Source organism: Cupriavidus sp. YR651, assembly GCF_900101625.1.
Taxonomy (GTDB): domain Bacteria; phylum Pseudomonadota; class Gammaproteobacteria; order Burkholderiales; family Burkholderiaceae; genus Cupriavidus.
The window spans coordinates 210059-222046 of the sequence record NZ_FMYZ01000003.1; the positions used below are offsets into that span (position 1 = coordinate 210059).

10 protein-coding genes are annotated in these 11988 nt (G+C 61.8%); 2 read left to right on the forward strand and 8 right to left on the reverse strand.

The features are described from left to right. Window positions 1-12 precede the first annotated feature (12 nt). The 4 genes from BLR29_RS10600 to BLR29_RS10615 form a co-directional block, all read right to left on the reverse strand. Complete coding sequence (locus BLR29_RS10600) at window positions 13-1014, reverse strand: TRAP transporter substrate-binding protein (RefSeq protein WP_092136927.1); 1002 nt, start codon at window positions 1012-1014, stop codon at window positions 13-15. A gap of 60 nt (window positions 1015-1074) precedes the next feature. Further along, the gene (locus BLR29_RS10605; protein ID WP_092136928.1) at window positions 1075-2340 is read right to left on the reverse strand and encodes a TRAP transporter large permease; all 1266 of its coding nucleotides are present in this window, start codon (window positions 2338-2340) and stop codon (window positions 1075-1077) included. A gap of 1 nt (window position 2341) precedes the next feature. After that, window positions 2342-2986 carry a TRAP transporter small permease gene (locus BLR29_RS10610; protein WP_092136929.1) on the reverse strand — a complete coding sequence of 215 codons (645 nt, stop codon included), beginning with the start codon at window positions 2984-2986 and terminating at the stop codon, window positions 2342-2344. A gap of 147 nt (window positions 2987-3133) precedes the next feature. Continuing rightward, window positions 3134-4048 carry a dihydrodipicolinate synthase family protein gene (locus BLR29_RS10615; RefSeq protein WP_092136930.1) on the reverse strand — a complete coding sequence of 305 codons (915 nt, stop codon included), beginning with the start codon at window positions 4046-4048 and terminating at the stop codon, window positions 3134-3136. A gap of 957 nt (window positions 4049-5005) precedes the next feature. On the opposite strand from BLR29_RS10615, the gene BLR29_RS10620 reads away from it, so the two are divergent. Further along, window positions 5006-5575 carry a YdeI/OmpD-associated family protein gene (locus BLR29_RS10620; protein ID WP_092136931.1) on the forward strand — a complete coding sequence of 190 codons (570 nt, stop codon included), beginning with the start codon at window positions 5006-5008 and terminating at the stop codon, window positions 5573-5575. A 233-nt stretch (window positions 5576-5808) separates the two neighbouring features. On the opposite strand, the gene BLR29_RS10625 is transcribed toward BLR29_RS10620, so the two are convergent. The 4 genes from BLR29_RS10625 to BLR29_RS10640 form a co-directional block, all read right to left on the reverse strand. Beyond that, window positions 5809-6336, reverse strand: a complete 528-nt coding sequence (locus BLR29_RS10625; RefSeq protein WP_092136932.1) for a GNAT family N-acetyltransferase — start codon at window positions 6334-6336, stop codon at window positions 5809-5811. Further along, complete coding sequence (locus BLR29_RS10630) at window positions 6333-6923, reverse strand: helix-turn-helix domain-containing protein (RefSeq protein WP_092136933.1); 591 nt, start codon at window positions 6921-6923, stop codon at window positions 6333-6335. Before BLR29_RS10630 ends, BLR29_RS10625 begins: the two co-directional genes overlap by 4 nt. A 161-nt stretch (window positions 6924-7084) precedes the next feature. After that, window positions 7085-9841 carry a UPF0182 family membrane protein gene (locus BLR29_RS10635; RefSeq protein ID WP_092136934.1) on the reverse strand — a complete coding sequence of 919 codons (2757 nt, stop codon included), beginning with the start codon at window positions 9839-9841 and terminating at the stop codon, window positions 7085-7087. Window positions 9842-10216: 375 nt separating this feature from the next. After that, window positions 10217-11029 carry an IclR family transcriptional regulator gene (locus BLR29_RS10640; protein WP_092136935.1) on the reverse strand — a complete coding sequence of 271 codons (813 nt, stop codon included), beginning with the start codon at window positions 11027-11029 and terminating at the stop codon, window positions 10217-10219. 189 nt (window positions 11030-11218) lie between these two features. Here BLR29_RS10640 and BLR29_RS10645 point away from each other — a divergent pair, with 189 nt between their 5' ends. Then, on the forward strand, window positions 11219-11986 hold the full coding sequence (locus tag BLR29_RS10645) for an ABC transporter substrate-binding protein (RefSeq protein ID WP_092136936.1): 768 nt from the start codon (window positions 11219-11221) through the stop codon (window positions 11984-11986). The last annotated feature ends 2 nt before the right edge of the window (window positions 11987-11988 follow it).

Consider the following 11988-nt stretch of genomic DNA (forward strand, 5'->3'; position numbering starts at 1 on the left):
ACCTTCGCGCGCTCAGAGCGTGGCGCCGATTTTTCGCAGTTCGGGGATTGCCGGGGCCTTGGCCAGCCACATGGCGTCGAACTTCTGGATAGCCGGTTGCGGATCGTAGCTGGAGGCGCTCTTGAAGCTCACCGACGACTGCTTGAGCTTCTCGATCAGCCCCGCTTCCGTGGTGACGATGTCGTTGATCTGCGCGGTCAGCGATTGCGTGACCAGCGCGCGAACGAGGTCCTTGTCCTTCGGGTCCAGGCCTTGCCAGATGCGGCCCGAGACCAGCGGGGCGAACGGCATGAACAGCGCGTTCATCGGCAGCAGCGACTTCGAGATCTTGTCGTAACGCTGATTCCAGGACAGCTCGATGTCGGCCTCCAGTCCATCCACCTGACCGTTGGTCATCGCATCGAAAACGGCAGGAGTGGGGATCGGCGTCGGCGCGGCACCCAGCATCGAGTAGAAGTCGCGATACACCGGCGTGGGGTTGATGCGCAGCTTCATGCCCTTGAGGTCGTCGGGCGAGTTGATGTCGCGCGTGGCGAAGACCACGCGCATACCCGTGATGCCCCAGCCCAGCCCGATGGTGCCGGTCTCGCGCGGCAGGGCATCGAGCAGCTTCAGCGCCGCCGGCGTGCGCACGAGCCTGGCCACGCTGCTCGTGGAACGCACCAGGTAGGGGGCATTGATGGCCGCAACGCTCGACACGCGGGAGCCGAGTTCGGCGGCCTGAATCCACCCCATGTCCAGCGCACCGGACTGGAGCTGCTGCATCATCGCGGATTCGTTGCCGAGCTGGCCAGAGTGGAACACGGTGACGGTCAGGCGACCGTCGGTTTCCTTCTTGAGCGACTCGCCGAACGCCACGGCCGCACGGTTCCACGAATGGCCGGCCGGCGTGATCAGGCCCAGCCGGAATTCCTTGGTGGTGGCGGCGCGCGTCGTGGACGTGATCACCATTGGCGCGGCGACGGTGGCCAGCGCGGTGGTCTTGAGAAAGCGGCGGCGGGAAATGAGGGACATGGCGGCTCCTGTGCGTTCGGGTGGATGACGGTGAAGCGAGTGGGGTGGAATGGTTCCGGGCTAGTCCAGCAATCCGATGGACAGGCTTGGGTACAGCGAAAGCAGCACCAGGCCGACGCAGCTGACCAGGAAGAACGGCAAGGTGATCATGAACATCTTGCCCGGCTTGGCGCCCGTGACGGCCGATGCCACGAAGAAGCTCAGCCCCACCGGCGGCGACATCAGGCCGAGCACGAGGTTGATGACGATGACCACGCCGAAGTGACGCGGATCGATGTGATAGACCTCGGTGGCCACCGGCAGCAGAATTGGCACGGTCATGATCAGCCCCGGAATGCCATCGATCACGGTGCCGATGATCAGCAGGATCACGTTGGCCAGCAGCAGGAACGCGATGGGGCTGTGCGCGACGGTCTGGATCCATGTCGCCACCATCTGCGGGATCTTCCCGTAGATCAGCAGCCACGAGAACACGGCGGCCGCGGCCACGAGGAACAGCACGATGCCCGAATAGATGGCGGAGCGCAGCAGGATCGCCGGCAGCGTGCGCAGGTCGAACTCCTTCGTGACGTAGCGCCCGACGAGCGCCGCAGCCAGCGCGCCGACGGCGGCCGCCTCGGTGGGGTTGGCCACGCCGCCGAGGATCGAGCCGACGATGACCATCGGGATCAGCAGCGTCGGACTCGCCTGAATCACGGTCAGCACGCGCTCGCGCAACGACTTGCGCTCGCTGCGGGGGTAGTTGTAGAACAGCCCCATGATCGCGATGATGATGAAGAACAGCACCGTCAGCAGCAGGCCCGGCAGGATGCCCGCGATCAGCATGTCGCCCACGGCGACCTGCGCGAGCACGCTGTACACCACGAACATCACGGAAGGCGGGATGATCGGCCCCAACATCCCGCCGTAGACGGTCAGCCCGGCCGCAAAGGTCTTGTCGTAGCCCTGCTTCTCCATTTCGGGGACCATGACTTGCGCCATGATGGCCACCTGGGCGGTGGCCGAGCCGATGATCGATGACACCAGCATGTTGGCAAGAATGTTGACGTAGGCAAGGCCACCCTTGATCGATCCGACGAACGCCATCGACAGGTCCACGAGCCGGCGCGTGATGCCGCCGCTGTTCATGATCTCGCCGATCAGGATAAACAGGGGAATGGCGATCAGGCCGTAGCTGTCCACGCCCGCGAACATCTGCGTGGGGAACGACTGCAACAGCACCGTGTTGCCGGTGCTGAAGATGAACGCCAGGCCCGAGAGGCACAGGCAGATGCCGATCGGCACGCCGACCAGCATGACGCCGCAGAAGAAGAACGTTGTCGCCATGTCAGTTCACCGTCTCGGAGTTGCCCACATGGAATTCGGGGAACGTGCGGCGCGGCACGAATTCAAGATCCTCAAGCAGGTTGGCCAGCGCGTGAAGGCTCAGGGTGAACGAGAACAGCGGCATGATGAGCTGGAGCACCCAGACCGGCCATTCCAGCGTCTGCGTGTGTTCGGTGTAGAGGAAGTTGAACGTTTCGGCCGCGTATTCCCGGGCGTCGAAGTGGTGGCGCGCGATGCCGACCGGATCCATCCAGCTCCAGCACATGGCCAGCATCGACAGGCCGAACACGAGCACGCCCGCGGTGGAGAGGACCTTGGCTATCCTGGCGGCCTTCGGCGACAGGTGCTCGGTGAGCAGGCCGACCGCGAAGTCCAGCCGCAGCCGCGTCATGATCGAGGCGCCGACGAACGTCAGCCAGACCACGGCGTAGACGGATGCTTCGTCCACCCAGTAGAGCGGCAGGCCCGCGTAGCGCGTCACGACGTTGAGCAGGATCAGCAATACGAGCAGCGTCATGAATCCGCCGAGCACATGGCGCTCGGCGGCGAGCACGGCGTCCGAGGATCGAAGCACCCAGCGTACCGGCCGGGCAACCGTGGCCGAGGCGGGCGCATCGGCCGCTGTGAGGGAAGGAAGGTCAGGCATTGCTGAAAGGCTCCAGGACGAAGGTGCGATCGGGGCGCGGATGTCCCGCGCGTTGTCGCGACGGCGCGAGCAATTTGGATGCCAGTCGGGAGGATGGTGGCCTGCGGCGGCGCCGGACTGCACGAGCGAGGCCGCCGCAGGCGCGCGTCATGCCACCGACTGGTATTGCACGGGCCGGGTGGCCAGCGCCTGGCGTACCACACGCTCGACGAACGCGCGCTCCTCGCCTACCAGCGGCAGACGCGGGCGGCGCATGAACTCGGTGCCCACGCCAACGATGGTGTCGATCAGCTTCAGGTTCTGCACCAGCTTGTTCGACACATCGAGATGCAGCATCGGCGTCATCCATTGATAGAGCTTGAGCGCCTCGGCGAAGTTGCCGGCCTTCATCAGCTCGAACAGGGCGACGGTTTCACGCGGGAATGCGCAGCCCACGCCGGCGAGCAAGCCGTCGCAACCAAGCGCCAGCCCTTCGTAGGCGAGGTCGTCAACGCCCATGAAGATCTGATAGCGGTCCCCCAGTGTGTTGCGCAAGTCCGTCACGCGACGGATGTCGCCGGTGCTTTCCTTGATCGCCGCCACCCATTTGCAGTCGGCGAGTTCGACCATGTGCTCGGGCTTGAGGTCCACGCGGTACGCGACCGGGTTGTTGTAGACCATGAGGGGCTTCTGCGCGGCCTCCGCCATGGCGCGGACGTTCTGCATCGCCTCGCGGGCGTCGGCAACGTAGATGACCGACGGCATCACCATGAAGCCGGCCACGCCGAGCTTGTTCGCGCCGTCGATATAGCGCAGCGCTTCGCGCGTGCTGGTCTCCGAAACGTTGGCCAGCACCGGGATGCGGCCGTCAGCCGCTTCCAGCGCGATGCGCGCGACATCGAGCTTCTCCTCGAGCGTCAGCGTGCTGGCTTCGCCCAGCGAGCCGCACGTTACCAGGCCGCTGATGCCGTTGCGGATCTGGAAGTCGATATGCCGGATCGTGCCTTCCGCGTCGATCCGCTCGTCAGCGTGGAATTTGGTCGTGACGGCCGGGAAAATGCCGGTCCAGCGGGGATTGCTCATGAGAACTCCTCGGTTTGGAAAGGAGCGCCCGATGGTCCTCGCAGCGAGGCACCGGGCGCATAGATATCTGCTTAATATATTTAGGATATCTTCCAGCATTGGTCTAGCAAGAGCAATGCCAGTGGAAACCCCGATTGGCGAAAAGCCCGGAATCCGGCTTGCGGGGCGGATTGGGAGGCCGGCTGGAGGAGGTTGCGCGGAACCTGCGCGGACGGCGGGGAGGGGTCTTGGCCCCGTGGCGGGGCATGGCGTGCACCGGAGGCGCGTCTGGTGCACCGGTGCTGCGAACCTATGCAACGACCATCTGCACAAGAACGTGGATGAAGTTCTGCACTACTTCCGCACTACGTTTGGGACGCTATTTGAGTTGTGTAAAGTCCTCCGACGCGCGACGAGCACCAAGCGTATCCGCCCAAGGTGTATGTCATGGCAGGGCGGGCGAGCGCATCGTCTGTCGTGGCATACCTGGGCGTCGCTGCGATTGGGGGCCTGGAAGCAAGTCCACGATCCAACCGCGTTGCGGAGTTGCTCGTCGACTGGAGAAGCAGAGATTCACCAGTATCCCGAAAAGAAGGGCAAACAAACGGCCGAGGCCTATTTGCCTGCGGTACAGAATCTCATCGGAAAAGTCGTAAAGTCACCAGAGTTCAAGTCACTCGTCGTGGCAGAGTAGGAGTCCACGCCGGTCGCGTAGACCGGCCCCCTCATTTGTCTCAACTGACCGCTGACGCCGGCAGCCAGTTCGTGGACGACTGCTTCTGGCCGAACACGAAAGTTCGCTGGTCGCCAGGCTCGGCGCGATCACGGAGTTCCGTTTACGACCCAAACCAGCCGACGGGCTGGTGGCTACTGAGCGACCGGTCTTTGGTCGCACCAACGTTGATGTCCGTATAAACACTGTTAGACTGCGGACGCCTTCCCCGCACATGTACTCATCCATTCATTCAGAATAGTGACATGACCGAATGCGCTCTAACATTTATCAGTCAGACCGAATGGGAAAGCTGGTTAGGGCAAAACGGCAGCACTTCGACCGGTGCATGGCTCCGGCTAGCGAAAAAAGGCACCGAGCAGCGAACCGTAACCTACGAACAGGCGTTGGAAAGCGCCCTCTGCTATGGCTGGATTGATGGGCAGAAGCAGGCTGATAGCGAGGAATACTGGTTACAACGCTTCACCCCACGCTCCGCAAAAAGCATCTGGTCCAAACTCAACAAAGACAGGGCTGAAGCGCTGATCGCCGCAGGCAGAATGCGCCCACCCGGTATGTGCGAAATCGAGAAGGCTAGGAAGGACGGCCGCTGGAAGGCTGCTTATACGTCGGCCAGTAACTCGGTAGTGCCGGATGACCTACAGGCGGCTTTGGACGCAAATCCGACAGCCAAGAAGTTTTTTGCGACACTGAACAGCCGTAACCGCTACGCCATCCTGTTTCGCGTACAGAATGCCAAAAAGCCAGAAACAAGGGCGCGTAAAATCGAAGAATTCGTCAACATGCTGAATCGTGGCGAAACCTTCTATCCATAGATCTTGCGCTTCTGACGGAGTTTTTGCCAAACGGGGGCAATATCCCCTTATGGCCGCTTCGGCTCAGCAGCCGTCATGCGTGGTACACGCCCGAAGGGCTGTTACTGGCCGGCCCCGGCCGATTACCCGCGGCTAGGCCACGGTCGTGTTTGACCTGCCCTGAGCCGGCCTTCGATCCGTACGGCAGCAACGTTCCGGCCAACGTTTGCGCTCGTCTGCAATGGCCACATCAATCACAGTTGCTTGCAGTAAAAGGTCGTTCCACAGAACTCGCCGTTGGGCATTAGTGCGTATTTCGGGACCACCCCAACGCGTTGCCATCCGGCACGCTCATATAGTCGTTCGGCGTCGCCGCCGGTCACTGTGTCCAGTACGAGCACCTTCTTCCCTTCCGCCCGCGCTGCCTCCTCCACAGCCACCATAAGACGTTGCGCGATTCCCCGTCGCCGAGCCTTGCGGTGTACCAACATCTTCGCGACATCCGCGCGATGGGGCTGATTTTCAGGCTGCGCGGTGATGATCTGAACAGTACCGACAATCTGTCCGTCCCCATCCTCGGCGACGAGAAGCACACGCTCGCCGCGCGCGACTCCATCTGCGACCTTGTGCCAAAACTCTACAGCTTTCTCTCGCGATATCGGCAACATGAAGCTCACCGAGGCTCCGCCTTCGACACAATCGATAAGTACGTCCGCCAATGCATCGACATGGGCAGCAGCTTCGTTGGCGCCGACGCGGCGCACACTCACATTGGCAATCATCCGTGTCCCCTACGATCAGTGATAGCAACAGTTGTCAGAGCAACGAGGTAACGCGCGGGTTTCCGTGTGGCATTGAAGTACGAGATAGGACAGTCCAGCCGCATCGCGAGGCAGTCGCCGGTTTCAAGCCGCCAGGTCTTTTCCCCAACAGTCATCTGCATCGCGCCTTCGATTACCCAGACCTGCTGATGAATCTCGGCGTCGCGCACACCCGTGTCGTAGGTGACTCGCTGGCCTGCCGGGAAGTTGACCTCGACTAACTGAATTGGCGAGGGAGCAACAGGTGACAGGTTGCGGCGGACATAACCGGACGCCGGATCTGTCCATATCGATTGCTCCCCGGCACGCGACATGGGCGAAGCCTCAATGAGGGGGGCACTTGATTGCTCGAACAGCGATGCGAGTGTGACATTGAGCGCCGTAGCGAGCTTATCGAGGACTACGGCGGTGGGACTGCTTTGTCCCCGCTCGATGAGCGATATGTTGGAGCGGCTCACCTTGCTGCGCTCAGCCAAGGCGTCAAGAGACCACCCCTGCGAGTCGCGGAGTTCTCGGACGCGGCGAGCAATGATCGTGTTGATGTCCATGCCATCTAGTATTCTGGAATTTACATCCAGAATACTAGATGGGCGATGTTGAGCTTGTCAACGAGGCCAAATATTCTCAATGAGACGCGCACTCAATGTCCGATTTCACGGGCGAGCCACGAGGTTTCTTCATGGCCGGAGGCAGCCGTCGGGCAGGCAGGTTACTTCCGTCCGTCGGAACCTTCGGTGCCGAGCGCTTCAAGCAGCGGCCGCAGGGCATCGAGTTCCGTGCCAAAGCCGCTCCAGTCTCCCGCCTTCAATCGCTCGATGGCACGGTTGTAATGGGCCAGTGCGTCGCGTGCGCGCTGGCCGCCGGCGCCACCGGGCGGGATCCCCGCCGGAGACGCCTCCCTGAAGAGCGCCGCCAGGGCCGCGCCCAGCGTTTCCTCCATGACGACGCGGTCTCCATAGGCGACGATCACTCGCTTCAATTCAGGCAGTTGTCCGGATTCCGCGCGTAGGTAGAGCGGCGAGACGTAAAGAATCGAGCCTTCGATGGGCACGACCTGGAGGTGGCCGCGGATGACGCGCGAACCCATCTGGTTCCACAGCGAGATCTGCTGGGAAATGTCCGTGTTTTGCTGGATGCGTGCCTCGATCTGGAATGGGCCGTAGACCAGCTTGTCCTTGGGGAACGTGTAGACAACAAGCTTGCCGTACTCGGGCCCATCGCAACGCGCCGCCAGCCAGGCAATCATGTTCTCGCGCCGGCTGGGGACCATCGGCAGCATGAGAACAAACTCGGTACGCGGCTCCGCGGGAAGCCGCACGATCATGTAGTAGGGCATCATCGGCGTGGCGGGAGCCTTCGCCGCGTCGATGTCGGCCAGCTTGCGCGGGAATTGCCAGAGATCCTCGCGGTTGTAGAAGACTTCTGGCGCTTCCATGTGGTACGCGCGATAGACCTGCGCCTGGATCAGGAACAGATCTTCAGGGTAGCGGATATGCTGCCGCAGCGTCTCTGGCATCTTGCCCAGAGGCTTGAACAGGCCCGGAAAGATGCGCTGGTAAGTCTGCACGAGCGGATCGGCAGGATCGCTGACGTAGAAGTCGACCGTGCCATGGTAGGCATCGATCACCACCTTGACCGCGTTGCGGATGTAGTTGTCGCCATCCGCGGAACCCGGCGGCGAGTACGGGAACCACCGGCTGGTGGTGTAGGCATCCTGGATCCAGAAGAGGCGCCCGTCGCTGACGACGATATAGGGATCATGGTCGAGGGTGAGGAATGGCGCGATCGTGCGCACCCGATCCTGAATATTGCGATGGAGCAGGATCCGGCTCGCCGACGCGACATACTCGCTTACGAGGATATTGGGATCGACGAATTGCCAGGCGAAGAGCGCCTGTAGCGCCAGGTTGCCAATGGCAATGCCGTCGCGCCCGTGATACGTCGTGTAGACATTTTCCTCGGCCTTGGGATAGTCGAATTCTGGCGTGCTGCCATTGACGATGACGTAGTCCTTGCCCCCTTCGCCGAAATACAGTCGCGGCTCCTGGATGATCGGCCCGCCGGTGGAAACAGGCGGAATATTCTGCAGGTAGAGGGTCGGCAGGCCTTCCGCGGATTTCTCCTTGACCGGTGACATGACGACGCCATTGCCGTGGGTGAACAGGAGATGCAGGTTCACCCAGGTCTGGGCGTTGGCCGGAAGCAGCGATGGCTCCAGTTCCCGCGCCGACAGCATTACCTGCTGGTAGCCGGCACTGAGCCAGTATCGGTCGATGTCCGTCGCAAGGAAGCGGTAATAGGTTCTGATCTCCTGCAACTGCGCGTAGGTGTCCCGCAGCGGCTGCAGGTCCCACAAACGGATGTTGTCGACGGTTGCCCGATTGGCGTCGAGCGCGGCGAGATTCAGGTTTTGTTCGGCCGGAAACGGCTTTACCGCGATCCGCGCCAGCCCATAGGCCTCCCGTGTCAGCGCAATACTGTTCCTGATATACGGCGTCTCAAGCTGCAGTTCGTTCGGCTTGACGTAGAACCGTTGGAACAGCGCCGGGTAGATCAGGGTGAGTACGATTGCGCTGCCGAATATCGTCAGTATCGACACAGCGGGAACCCGATAATCCCGCCAACGCAAACTGGCCCATGTCGCGACCGCGGCTGCGGTGGCGAGGCCCGCAAGTAACCACAGCACGGGCAGTTGGACGTGGGCATCGGTATAGCTGGCGCCCACCACGACACCATTGTCGCCGTAAAGCAGCAGAAAGCGATCGAGCCAGTAAGACCACGCCTGCAGCAGGAAGAACAAGCCCAGCAGTATCGAACCGTGCGTGGCGGCGGCTGGAGACAACCTGCGCGGTGGCAGCATGATCGCAATGTCGCCGCGCAACCCATACACCACGGCGGCGATGCCCGCGCAGCCGCCGAGCAGCAGTTGCAGCCAGTTCCTGAGCGCGACATAGGCAGGCAGCGAGAACAGGTAGAAGCCAATATCCTTGCCGAAGATTGGATCGACCTTCCCGAACGGCACCTGCTTGACGAAACGAAGCGCGATGTCCCAGCTAGTGATATCGCCCGTGGCGACGAGCAGGCCGAGCACGACGGCCACGCTGGCGATGGCGGTGCGCCAGCGAAGATGCTGCGCGACTTCGCCGATCAGTTCACTCAGGACTTCCGGCGCCCCCGGCGGAAGTACCGTGTCCGCGCCCCGCGTGCCCAGGCGCCTCGCATGGCGGTGCGCCAACCATCCGGACGTCCATAGTGCGTACGCCGAAACAGCGAAGACGGCGCCGAACAGAAGCGCCCGGGTGACAAAGATCGTCCAGAAAACGTCGCCGTAGCCGACGGAGGAAAACCACAGCCAGTCAATCAGCAAGCCGATGACGCGCCCGACCAAGATCAGGCCAGCAATGACGACCCCAGCCGCGATGGCAATGCCTGGCAGTCGCGTGCCAGGCCTCCCGGGCGAGCGCATCGATCATGCTCCTTTCTGGACCGCCATCCATGGCCTGCCGCGGTCGGATGTCGGCGCATTGCTGATCTGCCAGCGGCATGGGGCAATGCCTGTGGGGTAGCCGCGATGACGCGATCCGGCATCAGTCAAACGTCCGCGTGAAGTCGCCCACGTGAACCATTGTAGGTTTGGAGGCGAAGGGTATTGCGTTCGTCACCGGACAATCGCCGCCAGCCAGCACATGTTTGCAGATGGCAATGTGCGCCATACATCGCTAGTGCGCTGGCCATGACGCGGCAGGGTGGCCTGGCCAGCGGTTGATTCCTAAATGAGGGGGGTGTCTCGGTACGACCGTGGATTCAACTGGCCGATGCAACAGCCTATCCCTCCGCCGTCTCAGCCAAGAGTGCGTACGGAACTGCTGATGGCCCGTGCGCATTGCAGTAACGGTGGCCCGAGCCGCCGCTCCATGTCTTCGATGGTCCAGCGGGCCGTGGGCGCTACGACATGGATGGCACCCAGCGGCCTGCCTTTGCCACCCATCACTGGCGAAGCAATCGTCATGTCGCCCAGGAAGAGCTCTTCAGAGTTCATCGCATAGCCGCGCAGCCGCGCTTTCTGAAGCTCGGCCATGACATCGTCTACCGATGTCAGCGTGAACGGCGTGTGCGCGATTCTCGATGATTGCTCAATGAGCGTTCGTGCCTCGCCTTCCGGCAGGGCACTCAAGTAGGCCCGGCCAGACGCGGTGCAGTACACGGGGATACGACTGCCGATCGGCATGTGTACGGGGACGAAGTGCGCGCTGACAAAGCGCGCCAGGTAGACCATCTCGTCGCCGTCGGGCTCCGTAAGGCACGTGGTTTCGGAGGTGACCTTGGTCAACTCGGAAAGGAAAGGGTTGGCCACGTCGATCAGCGGATCGGCTGCCAGATAGTTGTAGCCCACCTTCATCACTTGCAGCGTGAGCTGATACCGGCGCGTCTGCGGATGCTTGCGCAGATACCCGAGTTGTTCGAGCGTGAAAACCATTCGCTGGGCCGAACTCTTGTTGATGCCCGCCACCTCCGCGATTTCCGCAATCGTCATCGTGCGCCGCGATGCACTGAACGCGGCCAGTACCGCCAGCCCTTTTTCCAGCGACTGATTGAAGAGCTGGTTCGTCTGCGCTTCCGTCTCGGTCGCTGCCTCGTTTTGAGTTTTAGGCATCACTTTCCCTGCGATTCAAGCCTCACTGAATGGCTTTAAGAATCGCATATCGATTCGTGTGGTGCAACTACTGGTTTCTATGGATTAAAAAATGATGGATATTCATCGAATATTGGCATGCAGGTTGCGTAGGTACGAAGCCGCGCAACAAGGCGCGCCTCTCAAGACCCCTTGCCAAGGAGTGTTCGTATGTCCGTCGTCAATCGTTTCCGCCGCACGGCACTGGTTCTGTGCCTGGCTGGCACAGTTTCGTTCGCATGGGCCCAAGGCAGTGCACCGACTACCTACAACGTCGGCGCGACCGCAACGGGAGTCCCGTTCACCTTTCTCGACGTCAAGACGAACAGCATCCAGGGGATGATGGTCGATACGGTCACCGCGGTGGGCAAGGCGGGAGGCTTCCAGGTCAACGTGCAGCAGACCGCGTTCGCGGCCCTGATTCCGTCGCTGACATCGAGCAAGATCGACATCATCTCGGCGGCCATGCTCAAGACGCCGGCACGCCAGCAGGTGGTTGCGTTCAGCGAACCGGTCTATTCGTATGGCGAGGGGCTGATGGTCAAGTCCGATGATGCCAAGTCGTACACGACGCTCGACGAACTCAAGGGTGAGGTCGTCGGCGCGCAAGTCGGGACGGTGTTCCTGGACATGCTCAACAAGAAGGGCATCTTCAAGGAAGTCCGCAGCTATGACTCGATTGCCGATATGTCGCGGGACCTGTCGCTGGGCCGCATCAAGGCGGGGCTGGGCGATCAGCCGCTCATCGCCTATCAGATTCGCCAGAACGCGTTCCCCGGCGTGAAGCTTGTGGACAGCTACAAGCCTGTCAACGTCGGCGATGTCTGCCTCGTGGTGCGCAAGGGCGATACCGAGACCCTGGCCCGCGTGAACAAGGCCATCGCGACCATCAAGGCCGACGGCACGCTGGCGAAGATCGTCCAGAAGTGGGGCATGTAAGG